Below are 19809 nucleotides of genomic sequence, written 5' to 3'. Positions count from 1 at the left end.
TATTGCAAGGGCTATGCCAATGTGAAATTTCCGTGTCGACGCCGCGCCAACCCTTGTGCCGGCTGGGTGTGACTACGATGGCACCCGGCTCATGCGTCGTCAATCCCGGAATCCGCGCACAGCCCCGTCCAGACATCCGGATAACGTGTTGCGACGCAGCACCGCCCGCTCACATGGCGCGGAGACGCCGGGCCGGGGCCGTATAATGCCGGCTCGTTACGCAAATCCACATGTGTGCGCGGCGCCTGGATCTCTTCCACGCCCTGCCCGCGCGCCATCATCACCGCCCGCGCAGTCGCCCATGAGCAGCCACTACACGCACCACGTCTTCTTCTGCCTGAACGAACGCGAGGATGGCTCGCGCTGCTGCGCCGACTTCGGCGCCAAGGCCATGCAGGAATACGCCAAGAAGCGCTGCAAGGAGCTTGGCATCAACGGCGAAGGCCGCGTGCGCATCAACAAGGCCGGCTGCCTGGACCGCTGCGAACTCGGTCCGGTCATGGTGGTCTACCCCGAGGCCGTCTGGTACACCTTTGTCGACAAGGAAGACATCGACGAGATCATCCAGAGCCATCTGATCGAAGGCAAACCGGTCGAGCGCCTGATGGTCGATCGCCCCGCCTGAGCCTGACGCGACCCGCATTCCCATGAACGTGCATACCCAAGAACGCCTGATCCCTGGTCCGGTCGGGCAGATCGACCTGTCCATCGACCAACCGGAGGGTGCGCCGCGCGGCCTCGCCCTGGTGGGCCATCCGCATCCGCTGTTTGGCGGCACCAAGGACAACAAGGTCGCGCAGACGCTCGCCCGCACCTTTGTCAGCCTCGGCTACGTGACGGTGCGGCTGAACTTCCGCGGCGTGGGCAAGACCGAGGGCGCGCACGACAACGGCATCGGCGAACAGGACGACATGCTGGCCGTGCTCGACTGGATGCGCACGCAAACGCAATGGTCGGCCGACGTGGCCACGCTGCCGCTCGCGATGGGCGGCTTCTCATTCGGCAGCTTTGTCGTCTCGCAGGTGGCGCGCCGCCTGGCCGAAGCCGGCACGCCCGCCGAGCGCCTGGCGCTGGTGGGCACCGCCACTTCCCGCTGGGATGTCGCGCCGGTGCCGGCCGACACCATCATCATCCACGGCGAACAGGACGACACCGTGCCGCTCATCGACGTGCTGAACTGGGCGCGGCCGCAAGAGCTGCCGGTCATCGTCATCCCGGGCGCCGATCACTTCTTCCACCGCAAGCTGCATCTGATCAAGCAGCTCATTACCGGCGCATGGGCGCCACGGCCGTAACGTTCCCTTTTCGATTTTCCGGATGCCGCGCCTCCCCCGGCGCGTGGCGTCATTGAACCCAAGCAGACCGCAGGACCCGACATGCAGACCCGTTTCACCGCTTCCGCCCTCCACTCCGCCGCTGTCACCGCCGTGGCCGCGACAGTGCTCGTCACGGCGCTGCCGGCAGCCGCGCAGCCCGTGCCCGCGCCGCAGGTCGCCGCGCGCGCATGGATGCTGACCGACGTGACGAGCGGCCAGGTGCTCGGCGGCGCGAACATGGACGAGCGCATCGAGCCCGCCTCGCTCACCAAGCTGATGACGGCGTATCTCGTGTTCGAGGCCGTGCGCGACGGCAAGCTCAAGTACGACCAGATGATCACGCCCACCGAGACCGTGCGCAGCGTCAAGACCGACGAATCGCGCATGTTCCTGGAGCCAGGCAAGCCCGTGTCGGTGCGCGACCTGACGCAGGGGTTGATCGTGCAGTCGGGCAACGACGCCGCGCTCGTGCTCGCCGAAGCCGTGGGCGGCACCGAGACCAACTTCGTGATGCTGATGAATCGCGAAGCCGAACGCCTGGGCATGAAGAACACGCACTTCATGAATGCCGCGGGCCTGCCCGACCCGAACCACTATTCCACCGCACGCGATCTGTCGATCCTGACCGCGTCGCTGATCAAGAACTTCCCGCAGGACTACAAGTTCTATTCGCAGAAGGATTTCACCTATAACAACATCAAGCAGCCCAACCGCAACCGCCTGCTGTGGCTGGACCCGACCGTCGATGGCGGCAAGACGGGCCACACCAAGTCGGCCGGCTACTGCCTCGTCACATCGGCCAACCGCCCGCTGCCCGATGTGCCGGGCGCGAGCCGCCGCCTGCTGTCGGTCATCATCGGCACCAAGAGCGACGCGGTCCGCACGCAGGAAAGCCTGAAGGTCCTGAACTACGGCTATCAGTTCTTCGACACCGTGCGCCTGTACCCGGCCAAGGAAGCGCTGCAGACGCCCGACGTGTACAAGGGCCAGGCCAAGAGCGTGAAGCTGGGCGTGCTGGAAGACAAGTGGATCACCGTACCCAAGGGCGCCGGCAGCCGCCTCAAGCCGGTGCTCGAGCGTAAGGACCCGCTGGTCGCCCCGATCGCGCAAGGCCAGCAGCTCGGCACGGTCAAGGTGATGGACGGCTCGACCGTGGTGTCGGAATTCCCGGTGGTCGCGCTCGATGGCGTGCCCGAGGCCGGCTTCATCGGCCGTGCCATCGACACGGTCAAGCTGTGGTTTAAAAAGAAGTAATCGACCCCATTTACTTCGACATGACCTCTTCGAACTCCACCCCGCCGGGCCACATCCCGCCCGAACAATCGCTCATCGAATACCCGAGCGACTTCCCCATCAAGGTGATGGGGCCCATGCACGACGACTTTGCCGCGACCATCATCGAGGTGGTCCGCCAGCATGATCCCGAGTTTCACGAGGGGCGCCTGGAAAAGCGGCCGTCCTCGAGCGGCAACTACCTGGGCCTGACCGTCATCGTGCGCGCGACCAGCCGCGAACAGCTCGACGCGCTCTACCAGGCACTGACGAGCCATCCGATGGTCAAGATCGTGCTCTGAAGCGCGCTCGCGCATCGCGAGGAAAACGCCCCGGTCCTGCCGGGGCGTTTTTGCATGGCGCGCCGAGGCGGCATCACCCCTTGGCCACGTGCCCGAGGCAAACGCTGTTGTCGGCCATCAACCGCTCGAGCTTGAGCTTGAACGCCGCGATCTCGGGCAGCAGCCAGGCGCGAAACGCCTGCATCTTCGGTGTCTGCAGCGCGCTGTGCGGACAGACGAAGTAGTAATTCCACGGGCACGGGATCGTCGTCTCGAACAGGCGCACCACGCGGCCGGTCATCAGGTCGTTGAAGGCCAGCGTCGGGCGGATCAGCGCAATGCCCTGGCCGGCAGCCGTCGCCTGCAGCAGCAGCGACGAATCCTGGAACATCAAGCCGCCGCGCGGCTCCACGAAGCCTTCCATGCCGGCCGCGTCGAACCATGGCTTCCACGCCTCGCCCTCGCTGCGCAGCAGCGTCATCCCCGCCATCTCGGCCAACGTGCGCGGCAGGCGCCCGCCGTTGAACGACGGGCTGCAGACCGGAAAGAACACGTCGTCGAGCAGCTTTTCGACATACAGCCCCGGATAGTTGCCCGAGCCCATGCGCAGCGCCACGTCCACCTCTTCGCGGGCAAAGTCGACCAGCGCCGGACTCGAGAACAGCTCCACCTCGAGTTCGGGATGCTTCTCGATGAACGTGCCGATGTGCGGTGTCAGCCACCGCGCGGCGAACGACGGCATGGTGCTGATCGCCAGTCGGTTGTCGCGGTTGCCCGCGCGCAGCTGATGCGTCGCCTGGGCAATCTGGTCCAGCGCCTCGCGCACCCGCTCGGCATAGGCGCGGCCGGCATGTGTGAGCGTGACGCGCTTGCCGCGCCGCTCGAACAGCGGCACCCCCAGTTCTTCCTCCAGCGTGCGCATCTGGTGGCTGACCGCACCGTGCGTGACGAACAGCTCCGTCGCCGCGCGCGAGAAGCTCTCATAGCGGGCCGCCGCCTCGAACACCCTTAACGCCCCGAGTGAAGGCAGGCGCATCGGTTCGCGGGTCTCCGTCATCATTTCCCTCCGGTTTTTCGTGGCGTCTTATGTGAACAGCACTATCAAGAAGCGCAATATATATCGTTTGTTACCAGGCAACCAAGCGCCTAGACTTCCTTTCACGGCAAGGCCCATCCCGATGCCGTGAAGGAGCCGATCATGAAAGCTGTACTAACAAAAATTGTATTCACCCTGCAGCCCGGCGAAGTGGTGGCATTGCGCATGCCTGCCAACCAGAACCTGCGCGTCGAGCAAGCCCACGGACGCGACGTCTGGATCACACACGAGAACAAGGCCGGCGATGAATGGCTGCACGCGGGCGGCAGCGTCGCCGTGAAGCGCGGCGAGGAAATCGTCGTCTCGGTGGACCCGAAGGCCCGCGGCCCCGTGGCGCTGGCCGTGGAAGCCGCCGATGGCCACATGCCGCGCAAACCGTGGCACCTCGCCGACGGCTGGCGCCACACGCTCGCCGCGCTCGGCTGGAACGAGCACGCCGATACCCCCGTCGTGGCGGCCTGACCGGCGCGCAGAAGCGCGAATCTGTTTCAGCCTCCTTTTGCGGCGCGCCGCAAAAGCCCGATGCCGGCGCCGATGCCTCCCATCGCGCCGGCATCGTTTTTTTTTGCCAGACCCTGCAAGCGACTGCGGCAAAGGCGCCGGGCGACGTCGGCGGCCCTGCGCTACACTTCGCGACATGATTCCGATTGACATCGTCGAACGCGGTTTGCAGGACTACGCCACCTGCTTCGACGCGATGCAGACGTTCACCGCGCAGCGCGGACCCGACACCCCCGACACCATCTGGCTGGTCGAGCACCCGCCGGTGTTCACGCTCGGGCTGGCCGGCGACCCGGCACATCTGTTGGCCCCGGGCAACATCCCCCTGGTGAAAGTCGACCGTGGCGGCCAGATCACTTATCACGGCCCCGGCCAAGTCGTCGCCTATCTCCTGCTTGATCTGCGCCGCCGCGGGCTCTTCGTGAAGGCGCTCGTCGACGCCATCGAGGCGGCCGTCATCGACACGCTCGCCACGTATAATGTCGCCTCCGAACGCAAGGCTGGCGCCCCCGGCATCTACCTGTCGGACGGGCCGCACCGGGGGGCGAAGATCGCCGCGCTGGGGTTGAAGATCCGCAACGGCTGCAGCTACCACGGCGTGAGCCTGAACCTCGCGATGGACCTCTCGCCCTTCACGCAGATCAATCCGTGTGGCTATGCCGGCCTCGAGACCGTCGACATGGTGACCGCCGGCGCCCGTGGCCCATCCGGACGTGCGCTCAGTGCGGACGACTGGCAACCCGTTTCCCGCGAACTGGCCAACGCCCTGGTCGCGCAACTGCAGCAACGCGCGCAAGCGCAATCCGCCGAAGCCGCTATCGCCTAGCAGCCGGCACGCCGTACCGACATGCACGCGCCCCAGGCTCGTGCGGAGAACACGATGACCGATTCCGCCACCGGCGCAGCCGCCGCCCATACCGAGAGCGCTGCCGCTCCCGCCCTGACGAACAAGCCGTACGACGCGACGGCCAAGCAGAAGTCTCTCGACAAGACCGCGCGCATTCCCATCAAGATCGTGCCGGCCGAGAAGCTGAAGAAGCCGGAGTGGATTCGCGTGCGCGCGGCGACGGGCAACTCGCGGTTCTACGAAATCAAGGACATCCTGCGCGCCAACAACCTCGTGACGGTGTGCGAAGAGGCCAGCTGCCCGAACATCGGCGAGTGCTTCGGCAAGGGCACCGCCACGTTCATGATCATGGGCGACAAGTGCACGCGCCGCTGCCCGTTCTGCGATGTGGGCCACGGCCGCCCGGACCCGCTCGATGTGAACGAGCCGGAGAACCTGGCCAGGACCATCGCGCAGCTCAAGCTCAACTACGTCGTCATCACCAGCGTCGACCGCGACGACCTGCGTGACGGCGGTGCGCAGCATTACGTCGACTGCATCTCGCGCACGCGCGAGCTGTCGCCGGGCACGCGCATCGAGGTGCTGGTGCCGGACTTCCGCGGCCGCCTGGAGAAGGCGCTGGACATCCTCCAGACCTGCCCGCCGGACGTGATGAACCACAACCTCGAAACCGTGCCGCGCCTGTACAAGCAGGCCCGCCCGGGCGCCGACTACGCGCACTCGCTCAAGCTGCTGAAGGACTTCAAGGCCCGCAACCCGAATGTGCCGACCAAGTCGGGCCTGATGGTCGGTCTGGGCGAAACCGATGAGGAAATCCTCGAAGTCATGCGCGACATGCGCGAGCACGACATCGACATGCTGACCATCGGCCAGTATCTGGCGCCGTCGGGCCACCATCTGCCGGTGCTGCGCTACGTGCACCCGGACACCTTCAAGATGTTCGAAGAGAAGGCGTACGAAATGGGCTTCACCCACGCCGCAGTCGGTGCAATGGTGCGCAGTTCGTACCACGCCGACCAGCAGGCGCACGAGGCCGGCGTGGTCTGATTACAGCCGGAGCGCCGTGGAAACAAAAAGGGCCTTGGGGTAGAACCCAAGGCCCTTTTGCTTTGGCGCGGCCCGATCAGGCTTGCGAAGCGGCGTCCTTCGGATACGAGGCATCGCCGTTCCACGAGAGGTAGCCGTAGGTGTCGGCCTGGCGGTCGGCACCGTCCGTGTACGGGTTGGCCTTCGCGATGGCGCCGTCGGTGTACGGGTCAGCCTTGCCTGCGGCACCTTGTGTGTAGGGGTCGAAGCGGTCGTTCTTCCACGAGAGGTAGCCGTAGGTGTCAGCCTGGCGGTCGGCGCCTTGCGTGTAGACGTCGAACTTGCCGGCAGCGCCATCGGTGTACGGGTCTGCCTTGGCCAGTGCGCCGTCGGTGTATGCATCGGCCTTACCAGCGGCGCCCTGGGTGTACGGATCGAAGCGGTCGTTCTTCCACGACAGGTAGCCATAGGTGTCGGCCTGCCGGTCAGCGCCCTGCGTGTAGACGTCGTACTTGGCGACGGCGCCTTGCGTGTACGGATCTGCGCTGCCCTGCACGGCGGCAGCTGCCGGGTGAGCCGACAGCAGCGCGGCAGAGGCAGACACCATAGCCACGAGGGCCAGCAGGCTGCGACGGGAGAATGCGGTTGCGAGATTGGCGTTCATGATCGGTTCCTTTGTCTTGATGTTCGGTTGCGCTGGGTTCGTTGCGCTTGAGACCAGAATAGATCGTTGTCTGATACGAATAAATGATCATTCGAAGAAAAGACTGTTCCCCAAGAACCAACAATTGATCGCCGCAACGTCAATGTGCCGTCACATGCACACAGACGGTCTGGCGATGCCACACCGAGCCCCCTCGCCTGGGACGTCCTTTGGCGCTCCCCGCTTTCAGGCAAAGAAAAGCCGCGCACGATGGCGCGGCGTCCATTGGGCGGCTTCGATGCCCGGGCCGGTGAACCCGCCGTCTCCTTGCGCGCGGCTCAGGCGCCCAGTGCCGGGTCGGATGCGCTGGCGCGGCCCGTCTCGACGTGGCCGGCAAGGCGGCGCTCGAAGCCGGCATCGGTGCTGGCCGTGACTGTGACGTCGTACCACGCGTGCTGGCTGCGCAGGTCCAGGTACAGCGACGCATCGTCGCCGCCGCGCACTTCACGTTGCACGGCCTCGCCGGTATAGGCGCTCTTCACCGTGAACACCGTGGACGTGCGGCCGTGGTTGATGAGGCGCAGTTGCAGATTGCCGTTGGCCACGTCGTAGCCCTCCTTGACCTCCAGTGCGCGACCGTGCGGACGCAGCAGGCCTGACAAGGCGAGCCTGCCGACAAAGCGGCGCAGGAAGCCGTTCGGGCCGTGCACCGTGAAGTCATACGCGCCGCCCGCCGCCACGGGCAGCTTGTCCGACAGGCGCTTACCGGCCTCCACTGTGTACGTGCGCGGCGCATCTACGCTGCCCGCGGTGTAGACGAGGAACGCCGCGCCCACGTCGCCGGTGTTGACGAAGTCGAGCTGGAACTTGCCCGCCGCCTCATCCTGGCGGCCGCGCACGAAGAGTTCATACGGCAGCGCGCGCGACGGGCGCACGCCCCGCTCCTGCTTGGGCACGGCCTGCACCAGCGGCGGCAGCGGGACGTAATCGGGATGACGCTGGCGATCCTTGGGGGCATAGGCAGCGGTGCTCGGCAGCGCGGGAACCACGTCATTGGGCGTGGCGAAGTTGAACGCCGATGTGAGATCGCCGCAGACCGCACGGCGCCACTTCGAGATGTTCGGTGACCTGACACCGTGCGTGCGCGCGAAACGCTGCTCGATGAAGCGGATGATCGACGTATGGTCGAACGTTTCCGAGCAGACGAAGCCGCCCTTGGACCACGGCGACACGACGAGCATCGGCACGCGCTGGCCCAGGCCGTAGCTGCCCGCGCCGTACTTGGCATTACCCGGGAAATACTCGCCCGTGGTGTCGACCGTCGACAGACCGTTGCCGCCCGATGCCGCGAAAGGCGGCACGAGGTGGTCGAAGAAGCCATCGTTCTCGTCGTACGTGATGAACAGCGCCGTCTTGCTCCACACCTCGGGGTTGGACGTCAGGATCTGCAGGACCTGATCGATGTACCACGCGCCGTAGTTGGCCGGCCAGTTCGGGTGCTCGGAGAACGCCTCCGGCGCGGCAATCCACGAGACTTGCGGCAGCGTGCCGTTCTGCACGTCGCGCTTGAGGATGTCGAAGTAGCCGTCGCCGGCCGACACGTTGGTGCCGGTGCGGGCCTTGTCGTACAGCGGGTTGCCGGGCTGCGCGTTCTGGTATTGCTTGAAGTACAGCAGCGAGTTGTCGCCGTAGTTGCCGATGTAGGGGTCGCTCGTCCAGCCCCACGAGCCCGCTGCGTCGAGACCCGTGCCGATGTCCTGGTAGATCTTCCACGAGATGCCGGCAGCTTCGAGCACCTCCGGATACGTCGACCAGCCGTAGCCGACTTCCGCGTTGTCGATCACGGGGCCGCCGCCCGCGCCGTCGTTGCCGACGTAGCCCGTCCACATGTAGTAGCGGTTCGGGTCGGTCGAGGTGGGCGTGGAGCAGTGGTAGGCGTCGCAGATAGTGAAGGCGTCGGCCAGCGCGTAGTGGAACGGGATGTCCTGGCGCGTGAGATACGCCATCGTCGTCGTGCCCTTGTGCGGCACCCAGCCGTCGTAGCGGCCGCCGTTGACCGCGCCGTGCGTGTCGTTCCAGCCGTGCGGCAGGTCCTGCAGGAACTGCATGCCGAGATCCGGCGCGCCCGGCCGGAACGGCAGGACCTCGCCCGCCCCGCCGGCCAGCGGCTGATGCCATACGCTCTTGCCGCTGGGCAGCGTGATCGTGCGCGTATCGCCGTACCCGCGCACGCCGCGCAGCGTGCCGAAGTAGTGGTCGAACGAGCGATTCTCCTGCATCAGGATCACGATGTGCTGCACGTCCTGGATGCTGCGATGCGCGTTGTGGGCCGGTATCGCCAGCGCCTGGCGGATGCCCTGCGGTACGGCTCCCATCGCAGCGGACGCGGCAGCGAGTTGGGCGGCGGAGCGGAGAAAACCACGGCGGCTCTTGGAGGTCATGTTCTCTACCTGGTGTCTGTGCTGGGGGGGTTGGGGGAACAACACGGTGCAGCGGCGGCTGAATGCGCGGACGACGTTCAGTCGACGGTGTGCAGGACGGGCGGTGCCAGGCCATTCGGTGCAGCCATGGCCTGCGCCGAAGCGGCAGGCGGTGCCGGCGCTGGGGCCGGTGCGCGCACGATGGCCGGCACGTGCGGATCGGCATCGCAGCCGCTCAGCGCAAGCGCCGCAGCCGTCAGGCATGCGGTGCGGCGCAACGGGCGATCGGCAACGCGGCTGGCAGACACGGATGACCTCCTGATGACACGGGACGGTCTGCGCATGCAGCGCACGCCCGTCGCTCAACAGGCGCTAAGGTAGAAAGGAATCGTGTCGGCTGCATGACGGCGGCCAAGGCGCCGTCCGAACGAGTGAGTGCTCAGTCGGGACGCCGACTGGCACGCCGCTCGATCTGCGCCTGCTCGGCGCGCCATGCAAGATAGCCGAGCCCCAGGAACGGCCACAGCCAGCCGATCCACTGCGACAGGCTGTTGAAATGGACGAAGCGCCCGAGCCGCCACGCCTGCGCGGAGACCCACGAATACGGGCTCGGCGGCAGAACGTTGGACAGGATAATCAGAGCGATCAGCAGCGTCATGGCGAGCGCGCCGCGCAGCCAGCGCGGCAGGCGCACCAGCAGCACCAGCACGAGTGAGCCCACGACCAGCCCGAAGCGCGCGCCGGACGAGAGCCAATCCCAGGCCCCGCCCAGCGGGAACTGGAGCACGGTCGCCCCCGCCTTCACCAGGAGCGCCGCGCCCAGCAGCGCCGCCAGCAGACGGAGCACGGGCGCATCGCGCCGCATGGCCACCGTCGCCAGCAGGCCCGTGCCGATCCAGCTGCACGCCGTGATGAGCGCCTCCAGCAATTCCTGCCGCTGCAGGGCTTCCGGGTGGGCCTGCAGCCTGTCCTGCCAGTCGAAGAGCTCGGGAAACCAGCCGTTGACGAGGCTCACCATGAAGCCATCCGGCGACGGGTCGAGCAGGATGCTGCGGATCACGCCGCCCATGCTGAACAGGAATTCCTGCGGGAAGATCTGCGCGAACGGCCACACGAGCAGCAGCAGGATCGCCAACGTCGCGTGCGGCTCAAACCAGCGCCGGCGCAGGCGCCGCAGCCCGCCCCGGTCGATCAGGCGCGCCGAGAACGGCGCCATGACCATGCCGCCCAGCCATGCGCCGACCGTGTTGGTCGCCAGATCGACGTTCGACGAAATGCGCGTGGGCAGATACGTCTGGATGGCCTCCATCGCGGCCGACAGCAGCAGCCCCGCCAGCAGGGCCAGCAACACCGCCCGCCAGCCGGTGATGCGCGGATGCACCGCCAGCACGGTCAGCATGCCCAGCGGCATGTAGCCCCAGACGTTGGTGAGCAGGTCGAAGCCCGTGTTGTAGCGCGGCAGCGGCGCGCTGAGAAAGGCGAATGGCGACACGCCGGTGTCCGTCCATCCGGCAAACGGATAGAGGCTGGCGTAGACCACCAGCAGCACGAACCATCCCAGCCCCGCCCGCGCGAGCGGCGAATGGCGATGCGGGGCCTGAGGGTTAGGTTGCGCGTGGAGGTCCGTCACCGAAGGAAGCTGCAGTCTGGAGAAGAGAAGCGGACGTGCCCCGGAGAAGCCGCCCATGATAGCGTCCGATACCGCACATCACGGAGGGTTCCCATCCGGCCGATAGCTTAGCGCCGGTGCGTGCCCATGCCGCCCGAAGCGGCCGAAGAACCGGCCGGCAGCGGCAGACCTGCCACCCAGTCGAGCACTTCGCCGATGGCCTGGTCGGACGCCTGCGTGAGCGCCGCCACCCCGCCGGCGGCGTTGGCGCTCGGTGCGGGTGCCTCGGCCTGGACGACGCGCTGGCCGATCACCGTGCGCGCCAGCGACACCGTCGCCCGCAGACGCACCACGCCACGGCTCGCATCGGGTCGATCGAACACTTGCGAAAAATCGACCAGCTCGACACGCAGCGTCGGCACGTCCGGCGTCGGATAGCCGACCACCTGCCCGCGTGCGGCCGCCGCGTTGCGCAAGCGGGCGTCGAAGAGGTTCACGGGCGACTCCAGCCAGCGGCTGTTGGCGTACGCATCGGTGCGCTGGCTTTGGGCATACGCCAGGCGGTAGTAGATGGCGTTGCCGTCCATCCACCCGGGGCCGGCCACCTCGGCCACACGCAGCGCGTTCGGCAGGCGGGCACCGGCCGAGGCGGTGGGGGCGAGCCCGAAGTCGTACAGGGCGGTCGGGCCCGCGGGCGTGCTGGAGCACGCGCCAAGCAGCGACAGCGCCATCAGGGCGGCCGCGGGCATCGCACGGCGCAATACAGCAGGCAACGTCAGCATGAACACTCCTCAGGGCTGGGCCGGAACGCGGGCGGCCGGTGCGGTGAAGCCGGTCTCACCCGGCCCCGGCACGCCGGGCGCAGGGCCGAACAGCACGCTTTGCGGCCGGGCATTGAAATCCGACACGGCATGATCGAAACCGCGCACGGCCTGACGGGCTTCGCGCGCGAAACCATTGAGCTGCGGCAGCGTTTCGTAGGTCAGCACGTTGGCGGCAGACTGCATCGACTGCGTGGCCGCCGACAGATCCGCACCCGCGCCGGCCAGCGTGCCCATCAGCGGCCCATTCGGATCGGAGAGCGATTGGGTCAGCCTGCGCGTTGCCAGCAGCGTGGCATCGAGGTTGTCGGCGATCTTCGGCAGCTTGCGCACCGTCGGCTCGGCCCGCTGGGCCAGTGCCTTGTAGCTGTCCATGGTGGACTGGAACGATTGCAGCGACGCCGTGATCTGCTGCCGATGTTCATCGTCGAACAGGATCGACAGCGAATTCAGCGTCTGATCGAGCTTGGAGAGCATCTGGTCGCCGCGCTTGTCGAGTTCATCGAGGAAGCCCGCTTCCATGCGGATGCGCGCGGGGTTCTTGTCAGACGTTGCCAGATGCGTCGGGCTGGGTGCGTGGCCGCTGTTGTCGTAGCCGCGGTCATCGAGCTGCACGTAGGCCAGGCCCGTCACGCCCTGGTAGGCCAGGCGGCCATAGGTGGTGGTCGTGATGGGCGCATCTTTGTCGACCAGCACGCGCACCACGATCTGCCCGGGGACCTTGTCGTCGAACCGGATGGTGTCGACCTTGCCGACGTCCAGGCCGCGATACTTGACCGCGGCCTGCGGGTTCAGCCCGTTGACGGTCGAGCGCGTCACCAGGTCATACGGCACGCGTACGGTCTGGTCGCGGTTGAACCACATCACGGCCAGCGCCACGAAGATCGCCAACCCGATCGTGAACAGCCCGGCCAGAAATGCGTGGGCTTTGTTTTCCATCAATCCTCCTGCACGGCAAGCGTGGCGGCAGCCACCGCTTCGGTCATCTGCGGGCCCAGCGCCATCAGCGCCCGCTTGCCCCGCTCACCCAGGAAGTACTCCTTGATGAACGGATGGTCGATCTGAATGATCTGCTCGATGGGCTGGGCGGCCAGCACCTTGCGGTCGGCCAGCACCGCGATGCGGTCGGACAGCGCCACCAGCGTGTCCAGGTCGTGCGTGACCATCACCACCGTCAGCCCCAGCTCGCGACGCAGCTCACGGATGAGCGCCACGTAATCGTCCGAGGCGCGCGGGTCCAGCCCGGCAGTCGGCTCGTCAAGGAACACCAGCTCCGGCTCCAGCGACAGCGCCCGCGCCAGCGCCACGCGCTTGATCATGCCGCCCGACAGGTCCGACGGCATCTTGTCGGCGTCGCTGGCCTTGAGCCCCACCATCTGCAGCTTGAGCATCGCCACGCGCGTGACGAACGCATCGGGCAGCGTACGCAGCTCGCGCATCGGCAGGGCCACGTTGTCGATCACGGACAGCGCAGAGAACAGCGCGCCGTGCTGGAACTGCATGCCCCAGCGGTTGCGCATCGACTGCAGGTCGTTGCCGACCTGGCACGTCAGCTCCTCGCCAAAGATGTGGATCGTGCCCGAAGTCGGCTTCTCGAGCCCCACGACCTGGCGCAGCAGCGTGGTCTTGCCGCTGCCCGAGCCGCCCACGATCGAGAGCACCTCGCCGCGGAAGACGTCCAGGTCGATGTTGTCGAGCACCGTGACGTTGCCGTATCGCTTGGTGACGTTGCGCACCTCGATCACGCGTTCGCGTGCCGGCGTGATCGGCTGCGATGGCGCCCCGGCATGCTCGCCGTGCGAATGGCGTGGCCGCGTCATAAGCCCACGTCCTTGAAGAGGATGGCGAACACGGCGTCGGCCAGGATCACGATCGTGATCGACACCACCACCGAGGTGGTCGTGCCCTCGCCCAGGCTCTGCGTGTTCGGCTCGATGCGCAGGCCGAAGTGGCACGCCACCAGCGCGATCAGCATGCCGAACACCACGCCCTTGCCGATGCCGAGCCAGAGGTTCGCCACCGGCACCGCGTCGGGCAGCGACGTAATGAAATAGGCGGGGCTGATGTCGAGCTGGAACCTGGCCGCCAGGATGCCGCCACCCAGGGCCAGCAGGTCCGTCCAGGCCACCAGCAGCGGCATGGCGATCGCCAGCGCGATCACCTTGGGCAGGATGAGCCGAAAACCATGCGAGATGCCCATCACGCGCATCGCGTCGAGCTCTTCGGTCACGCGCATCACGCCGATCTGCGCCGTGATGGCCGAGCCCGACCGTCCCGCCACCAGGATGGCCGCCAGCACCGGGCCAAGCTCGCGGATGATCGCCATCCCAAGGATGTTGACGATGAAGATGCTCGCCCCGAACACGCGCAGCTGGTTGGCCGACAGGTAGCTCAGCACGATGCCGATCAGGAAGCCGACCAGCGCGGTGATGCCCAGCGCCTTGTAGCCGGTGCTGTAGATGTTGGCGGAAATCTCCCGCCATGGGCCGCGATGCGGCGCCCGCAGCAAGCGGCCGAAATCGAACACCAGCTGACCGACCATGGCGATGCCGTCGCGCGCGTGGCTGAAGAAGTCGAGCATGCCGGCGCCCAGGATCGCCACCGGGTTGATGCGCGGGGCCAGGCGCTTCTTCCAGCCGCCCGGGTCGAGCTTGGCCACGCGGTCGATCATGCGCCGCTGGTCGGGGCGGGCGTCGAGATGCTCGGGCCAGCGGTTGCCCCAGGCACGCCAGAGCAACTGGGCGCCAAAGTGGTCGATGCGGCCCACCTCGGTCAGGCACCAGGCGTTTGCGTTGTCCAAACCGGCGCGGATCTGCTGGCGCGCACCGCGCACGCCGGCACGCTCGGCCAGGGCAAGCGTGGTCCAGTCGCCGGACAGAAAGGCGACGGACCGGCCATCGACGACACGTACCTCGATCTGAGGTGTACGGCAGGTGATCAAACGGGTCTCCGTAAGCGGTGATGCCGGGTATCGGTCGAATTGTAGCCAACGCGCCGCCCGGCACTGTCACACTCTGGGCCACTGTGCGGCGTGCGCGCCGCCTGTAGCAAGCGCTGGGCCCCGGTTTGGAGGCCGCGCTCGTACAATGCCCGCATTCCTGCGCAAAAACCTGATCGCCTGCTCTGTTCATGTCTCTTGCCGAACCTTCTGCGCGCTGGCGCCTGTCACGCGAACACATCCGGCCCACCGGGCCCGCGGCTGCCTGGCCCATCGACGTGGTCGATTCCACCGGTTCGACCAACGCCGACCTGATGGCCGCCGTGCGCGATGCGGCCTGGCCCGGGCATGCGGCGCAGGCCGGGCTCGCGCCGCTCGCAGGCGCGCGCGTGCTGGCAGCCCAGCACCAGACCGCCGGCCGCGGCCGCCAGGGCCGTCCGTGGAGCGGCAACCACGGCCTGACCTTTTCCGTCGCATGCGCCTTTGCCGGCGAGCCGGCGCAGCTCGGCGGTCTGAGCCTGGCCGTGGGCGTGGCCGTTGCCGACGCCGTGGCGGCATATGCCGAAGCCCACGGCGGCAGCGCGCAGGCCCTCGCGCTCAAATGGCCCAACGACGTGCAGATTGCCGGGCGCAAGCTGGCCGGCATCCTCGTCGAGACCGTCCGCTGCTCGCCGGGCCAGACCTGGGCCGTCATCGGCATCGGCCTGAACCTGGAGCGGCCACACGTGCTGGAAACCGAGCTGGGCCGGGGCCTTTCGGGCGTCGAAGAACTGGTGGACGCGCCCGAACCGAACGCGGTGTTCTCGGCGCTGCTCACGTCGCTGGGTGAGCACCTGCAGCGGTTTGGCGCGCTGGGGCTGGCGCCCTTCGTGGCGCCGTTTGCTGCGCGCGACGCCTTTGCCGGCCAGCGCGTGCGTCTGTGGCAGGACGGCGCCGTCGTGCTCGAAGGCGTGGCACATGGGATCGATGCGCATGGGCGGCTCGCCATCGAATCCGGCGGCCGGGTGCAATGGATCCATAGTGGCGAAGTGTCGCTGCGCGCCGCCGAGGACGCGCAGCCATGACGCGCCTGAAGACGCCTCCTGCGGCCGCGCGTCCGTTGCTGCTGATCGACGCGGGCAACACGCGCATCAAGTGGGCGTGGATCGCCAGCGGCGTCGATGCGCTGCCCGAAGAGCCAGGCGGCACGCCATGGCAGCACGCCGGCGCGCGTGCGCACGATCAACTGGCCGAACTGGTGGAGGATTGGCGCGACTGCCACACCTCCGGAGTCGCCCCGCCCGAGGTATGGATCAGCGCCGTGGCCGGCCCGGCGCTGCGTGATGCGCTCACGGCGCGCATCGCCCGCGTCTTCGATGGCGCGCGCGTACGCATTGCCGCATCGGAGGATGCCGCCGCCGGTTTGCGCAACGGCTATCGCGAGCCCACGCAACTCGGCACCGATCGTTGGGTGGGAGCGGTCGGGGCGCGCCACCTGTGGCCCGACACAGCCTTGCTGCTGGTCACGGCCGGCACCGCCACCACGCTCGACGTCGTCACGCCCGACGGGCTGTTTGCGGGTGGCCTGATCTTGCCCGGCCTCACCCTGATGATGCGCGCGCTCTCGCGCAATACCGCGCAGTTGCCGGAAGTCGATGTCGGCTATCTGAGCGCCAGCGACGTGGTCGCGCCGCCCTGGGCCGACAACACGCAGGACGCCATCGCGCTGGGCTGCGTGACGGCGCAGGCGGGCGCGATCGCGCAGACGTGGCAGGCGCTGCAGGTCCAGTACCCCGGCCCGGCACGCTGCGTGCTGAGCGGCGGCGCCCGTGCCGCACTGGCGCCGCATCTGCGCATGCCGTTTCAGATGCACGATAATCTCGTGCTGCTTGGCCTGCAGGTGCTGGCGCGCGCGAACCGGGAGGGCGCGGCAACGCTGGCATGAACGGCCGCCCTGTCCCCGTTGTCTTGCCGTTGTTGCCGTCGCCGTGTTCCTGCATTCCGAACCACCGCCTGAATCCCCGTCCGTACGCACCATGACGCTTCGCCTCGCCCTGCTGCTCCTGCTGCTCGTCAACGGCGTTCTGCTGGCAGCCAACACCGGCGTGTTCGGGCCGGACGTCTCGCAGGCCTGGTTCGAGAGCGAGCGCGAACCCGAGCGCATGCGCCGCCAGATCCGCACCGAAGACATCCGCATTCTCGAGCCGGCACCGGCATCGTCGTCAGGCGTACCCAAATCGGCGCCCGCGGCATCGGCACCCGCCGCATCGGGTGCACAAGCCAGCATCGAACGTACGGCCGTGGCCGCTGCGGACACCGCCGGCAGTTGCACCGAACTCATCGGCCTGACCGACGCACAGGCCACGCGCGGCCTCGATCAGCTCAGGCCAATGGCGGGCGTGCAGGTGGAGCGCATCACGCGCCAGGAAGACAACCGCTGGTGGGTTCACATGCCGGCGCGCGACACGCGCGAAGACGCCGAGCGCAAGATCGCCGAGCTCAAGCGCCGCAACGTGACGGACTCCGCCATCGTGCAGGAAGGCAATACGTTTGTGGTGTCGCTGGGGCTGTTCCGCGACAGGGAGCGGGCGCAGCAACTGCTGGACGAACTGCGCGCCAAGGACGTGCGCACCGCGGTGGTGACGCAAACCCGGCGGCTTGGCGCACCGGCCTCGCTGCGCGTGACGGCCACCGCCGATGCCGCATCCAGTGTGGCGGCCGAGCTGGCGAACCTGAAGAAGACGCTGGGCGCCGAAGACCTGCGCGCCTGCGCGTCGGTGACGGCGTCGCGCTGAGGGCTCAGGACGTTGCGCGCACGCGCTTGAGCAGCGCCGTCGTGGAGCGATCATGCTCGAACGGGATCGCCAGCGCCGTCCCGCCCCAGCCGCGTACCACGCGCGTTTCTTCCAGCGCATCGATGTCGTAGTCGCCGCCCTTGACGTAGATGTCCGGGCGTACGCGGCGGATGAGCTCGACCGGCGTGCGCTCGGCAAACAGCACCACCAGGCTCACCGATTCGAGTGCGGCCAGCACGGCCAGGCGGTCGTCCTGCGTGTTGAGCGGGCGGTCGTCGCCCTTGCCGAGCATGCGCACCGACGCATCGGTATTGACGCCCACCACCAGCGACGCTCCCAGGGCGCGCGCCTGCGCCAGATACGTCGCGTGCCCGCGATGCAGGATGTCGAACACGCCATTGGTGAACACGAGCGGGCGCGGCAGCCCCGCCACGCGAGCTTCCACATCGGCGGGGTCGCAGATCTTCTGTTCGAAGGCGGGCGCGGGCTGGCGAGCGGTCATGGCGAGAGCGAAATCGGAGAGGAAAACAAAACGGCCCATCGCATCGATGGGCCGCTGGCTGCCAATGGCAAGGATCAGGCCGCTTGTTCGGTCGAGCCGAGCAGGCGCGCGTTCAGTTCCTTGCGGTAGCGGTTCAGGTCCTGCACGGTCTCGAAGGTGCGCTCGAACAGCAGGCCCATGTTGTGCAGGATGCGCTCGATGACCTTCTTTTCCCAGCCGGCGTCGAACTTGATCTGCTCGTCGAGCCAGTGCTCCAGCCAGTCGGGGTTCGGCAGACGCGACTGCACGGTGTCCTGCGGGAACAGCGCCTTGTTCACGTGCAGGTTGGTCGGGTGCAGCGGCTTTTCCGTGCGGCGGGCCGAGGCCATCAGCACGCCGATCTTGGCGAATGCGCTGCGCGCGTTGTCGCCAAATTGCGTGAGGTACTTCTTCATGTAGCGCAGGTACGCGCCGCCGTGGCGAGCCTCATCCTGCGAGAGCGTCCTGTAGATGGCCTTGATGACCGGCTCGGTGTGCCATTCGGACGCGCGGCGGTACCAGTGGTTCAGGCGGATCTCGCCGCAGAAGTGCAACATCAGCGTTTCCAGCGGCGGGGCCGGGTCGAATTCGAAGCGCACGTTGTGCAGCTCTTCCTCGGTCGGCACGAGTTCGGGGCGGAAGCGGCGCAGGTACTCCATCAGCACCAGCGAGTGCTTCTGCTCCTCAAAGAACCACACGCTCATGAACGCCGAGAAATCGGAGTCGTGGCGGTTGTCGCGCAGGAACATCTCGGTGGCGGGCAGTGCAGACCACTCGGTGATGGCGTTCATCTTGATGGTCTGCGCTTGCGCGTCGGTCAGCAGCGACGCGTCGAACTGGTCCCACGGAATATCCTTTTCCATATTCCAGCGGACCGCTTCCAACGACTTGAACAATTCGGGATAGAGCATGGTAAGCCTTTGAATTTGCAGGCGAATTCTAGCAGACATGCTTGACCTGCCCCGGTTTTTCGTGCTTGCCGGAGCAAAGTTCTGCGTCTGCCCGTTTCCTTGTCACAACAGGCCTGCCCGTCCACGCATGCGGCGTGGCTTGGCGACCCCCTTAGGGAAGGTCTGCAAAACCTTCCTGCCAGACTGCCGGGATGGGACAATAGCGACATGAAGCAGATGAGTCTGGAGGCGCCGATGTATACGGGCTTTGAGCTGCGCGCCAAGCGCACCCGCAAGCGTGCGTTTTTGGAGCAGATGGACCGTGTGGTGCCGTGGGCAGAGTTGGTCGCACTCATCGAGCCGTATGCGCCGAAGGCGGGTCCCAAGGGTGGGCGGCCACCCTTTGCGGTAGAGAAGCTGCTGAGGATTCATTTTTTGCAGCAGTGGTTTGGTCTGTCGGACCCGGCGGTGGAGGAAGCCTTGTACGACACGCCGCTGCTGGCGAGCTTTGTTGGTCTGGACCTGGGGGTGGATGTCGTGCCGGATGAGAGCACCATCCTGCGCTTTCGCCACCTGCTGGAGCAACACGGCCTGAGCCAGCGTATCCTCGAGACGGTCAATCGCATCCTGACCGAGCGTGGCCTCATGCTCAAGAGCGGCACCATCGTGGATGCCACGCTCATTGCTGCTCCCAGCTCGACCAAGAACGCCCGCCGTGAGCGCGACCCTGAGATGCACCAGACGAAGAAGGGCAACCAGTGGTTCTTCGGGATGAAGGCGCACATCGGCGTGGATGACGCGTCCGGTCTGGTGCACCACGTGGAATGCACGGCGGCGAACGTGGCCGACGTGACG

The 19809-nt window shown here is 67.0% G+C and carries 22 protein-coding genes; 11 read left to right on the top strand and 11 right to left on the bottom strand.

Annotated elements, in window-relative coordinates; translation table 11 throughout:
* Window positions 1-301: 301 nt before the first annotated feature.
* The 4 genes from KHN96_RS20920 (at window position 302) to KHN96_RS20905 (ending at window position 2890) form a co-directional block, all read left to right on the top strand.
* Window positions 302-625 carry a (2Fe-2S) ferredoxin domain-containing protein gene (locus KHN96_RS20920; protein ID WP_062738663.1) on the top strand — a complete coding sequence of 108 codons (324 nt, stop codon included), beginning with the start codon at window positions 302-304 and terminating at the stop codon, window positions 623-625.
* Between the two features lie 22 nt (window positions 626-647).
* The gene (locus tag KHN96_RS20915; protein WP_045785663.1) at window positions 648-1295 is read left to right on the top strand and encodes an alpha/beta hydrolase; all 648 of its coding nucleotides are present in this window, start codon (window positions 648-650) and stop codon (window positions 1293-1295) included.
* Window positions 1296-1376: 81 nt separating this feature from the next.
* Window positions 1377-2570: a D-alanyl-D-alanine carboxypeptidase family protein gene (locus KHN96_RS20910; RefSeq protein ID WP_062738664.1), complete on the top strand. Its 1194-nt coding sequence runs from the start codon at window positions 1377-1379 to the stop codon at window positions 2568-2570.
* 20 nt (window positions 2571-2590) lie between these two features.
* Entirely contained in the window at window positions 2591-2890 is a 300-nt protein-coding gene (locus KHN96_RS20905; protein ID WP_045785661.1) for a YbeD family protein, read from the top strand.
* A 73-nt stretch (window positions 2891-2963) separates the two neighbouring features.
* On the opposite strand, the gene KHN96_RS20900 is transcribed toward KHN96_RS20905, so the two are convergent.
* The gene (locus tag KHN96_RS20900; RefSeq protein ID WP_045787747.1) at window positions 2964-3926 is read right to left on the bottom strand and encodes a transcriptional regulator GcvA; all 963 of its coding nucleotides are present in this window, start codon (window positions 3924-3926) and stop codon (window positions 2964-2966) included.
* Between the two features lie 141 nt (window positions 3927-4067).
* Here KHN96_RS20900 and KHN96_RS20895 point away from each other — a divergent pair, with 141 nt between their 5' ends.
* The 3 genes from KHN96_RS20895 (at window position 4068) to lipA (ending at window position 6360) form a co-directional block, all read left to right on the top strand.
* Window positions 4068-4427: a DUF2917 domain-containing protein gene (locus tag KHN96_RS20895; protein ID WP_045785660.1), complete on the top strand. Its 360-nt coding sequence runs from the start codon at window positions 4068-4070 to the stop codon at window positions 4425-4427.
* 175 nt (window positions 4428-4602) lie between these two features.
* A complete protein-coding gene (gene lipB, locus KHN96_RS20890) occupies window positions 4603-5292 on the top strand; it encodes a lipoyl(octanoyl) transferase LipB (RefSeq protein WP_062738665.1) in 690 nt (229 codons plus the stop codon).
* A gap of 54 nt (window positions 5293-5346) precedes the next feature.
* Window positions 5347-6360, top strand: a complete 1014-nt coding sequence (lipA, locus tag KHN96_RS20885; RefSeq protein WP_045785658.1) for a lipoyl synthase — start codon at window positions 5347-5349, stop codon at window positions 6358-6360.
* A 76-nt stretch (window positions 6361-6436) separates the two neighbouring features.
* Here the strand turns inward: lipA and KHN96_RS23020 are convergent, their stop codons facing one another.
* The 8 genes from KHN96_RS23020 to KHN96_RS20845 all read right to left on the bottom strand — a co-directional run bounded on the left by KHN96_RS23020 (window position 6437) and on the right by KHN96_RS20845 (window position 14773).
* Window positions 6437-6721, bottom strand: coding sequence for a hypothetical protein (locus KHN96_RS23020; protein WP_373995177.1), 285 nt, complete (start codon window positions 6719-6721; stop codon window positions 6437-6439).
* Window positions 6722-7320: 599 nt separating this feature from the next.
* Window positions 7321-9423, bottom strand: coding sequence for a phosphocholine-specific phospholipase C (locus tag KHN96_RS20875; RefSeq protein ID WP_062738666.1), 2103 nt, complete (start codon window positions 9421-9423; stop codon window positions 7321-7323).
* Window positions 9424-9500: 77 nt separating this feature from the next.
* Complete coding sequence (locus KHN96_RS20870) at window positions 9501-9710, bottom strand: hypothetical protein (protein WP_062738667.1); 210 nt, start codon at window positions 9708-9710, stop codon at window positions 9501-9503.
* 131 nt (window positions 9711-9841) lie between these two features.
* On the bottom strand, window positions 9842-11089 hold the full coding sequence (locus KHN96_RS20865) for a VanZ family protein (protein ID WP_045785654.1): 1248 nt from the start codon (window positions 11087-11089) through the stop codon (window positions 9842-9844).
* Window positions 11090-11139: 50 nt separating this feature from the next.
* Entirely contained in the window at window positions 11140-11793 is a 654-nt protein-coding gene (locus KHN96_RS20860) for an ABC-type transport auxiliary lipoprotein family protein (RefSeq protein WP_062738668.1), read from the bottom strand.
* A gap of 9 nt (window positions 11794-11802) precedes the next feature.
* On the bottom strand, window positions 11803-12771 hold the full coding sequence (locus tag KHN96_RS20855) for an MlaD family protein (protein ID WP_062738669.1): 969 nt from the start codon (window positions 12769-12771) through the stop codon (window positions 11803-11805).
* On the bottom strand, window positions 12771-13652 hold the full coding sequence (locus tag KHN96_RS20850; protein WP_045785651.1) for an ABC transporter ATP-binding protein: 882 nt from the start codon (window positions 13650-13652) through the stop codon (window positions 12771-12773). Before KHN96_RS20850 ends, KHN96_RS20855 begins: the two co-directional genes overlap by 1 nt.
* Window positions 13649-14773: an MlaE family ABC transporter permease gene (locus KHN96_RS20845; protein WP_045785650.1), complete on the bottom strand. Its 1125-nt coding sequence runs from the start codon at window positions 14771-14773 to the stop codon at window positions 13649-13651. The genes KHN96_RS20850 and KHN96_RS20845 overlap by 4 nt, the downstream gene beginning before the upstream one ends.
* A gap of 188 nt (window positions 14774-14961) precedes the next feature.
* On the opposite strand from KHN96_RS20845, the gene KHN96_RS20840 reads away from it, so the two are divergent.
* The 3 genes from KHN96_RS20840 to KHN96_RS20830 all read left to right on the top strand — a co-directional run bounded on the left by KHN96_RS20840 (window position 14962) and on the right by KHN96_RS20830 (window position 17544).
* Entirely contained in the window at window positions 14962-15834 is an 873-nt protein-coding gene (locus KHN96_RS20840; RefSeq protein WP_062738670.1) for a biotin--[acetyl-CoA-carboxylase] ligase, read from the top strand.
* Entirely contained in the window at window positions 15831-16694 is an 864-nt protein-coding gene (locus tag KHN96_RS20835; protein WP_062738671.1) for a type III pantothenate kinase, read from the top strand. The genes KHN96_RS20840 and KHN96_RS20835 overlap by 4 nt, the downstream gene beginning before the upstream one ends.
* A gap of 91 nt (window positions 16695-16785) precedes the next feature.
* Window positions 16786-17544, top strand: coding sequence for an SPOR domain-containing protein (locus tag KHN96_RS20830; RefSeq protein ID WP_062738672.1), 759 nt, complete (start codon window positions 16786-16788; stop codon window positions 17542-17544).
* Window positions 17545-17548: 4 nt separating this feature from the next.
* Here the strand turns inward: KHN96_RS20830 and rfaE2 are convergent, their stop codons facing one another.
* On the bottom strand, window positions 17549-18046 hold the full coding sequence (gene rfaE2, locus KHN96_RS20825; protein ID WP_045787746.1) for a D-glycero-beta-D-manno-heptose 1-phosphate adenylyltransferase: 498 nt from the start codon (window positions 18044-18046) through the stop codon (window positions 17549-17551).
* Between the two features lie 74 nt (window positions 18047-18120).
* Window positions 18121-18975, bottom strand: coding sequence for a ferritin family protein (locus KHN96_RS20820; protein ID WP_045785646.1), 855 nt, complete (start codon window positions 18973-18975; stop codon window positions 18121-18123).
* 207 nt (window positions 18976-19182) lie between these two features.
* Between KHN96_RS20820 and KHN96_RS20815 the strand changes: the two genes are divergently transcribed.
* Window positions 19183-19809 (top strand): IS5 family transposase (locus KHN96_RS20815; RefSeq protein ID WP_211888733.1); only part of this gene is annotated, 627 nt, incomplete at its 3' end.

It is taken from the genome of Ralstonia mannitolilytica (assembly GCF_905397375.1).
Lineage (GTDB): Bacteria > Pseudomonadota > Gammaproteobacteria > Burkholderiales > Burkholderiaceae > Ralstonia > Ralstonia mannitolilytica.
Note: the sequence above shows the minus strand (reverse complement) of the source record. Positions and strands in the feature narration are given on the sequence as shown.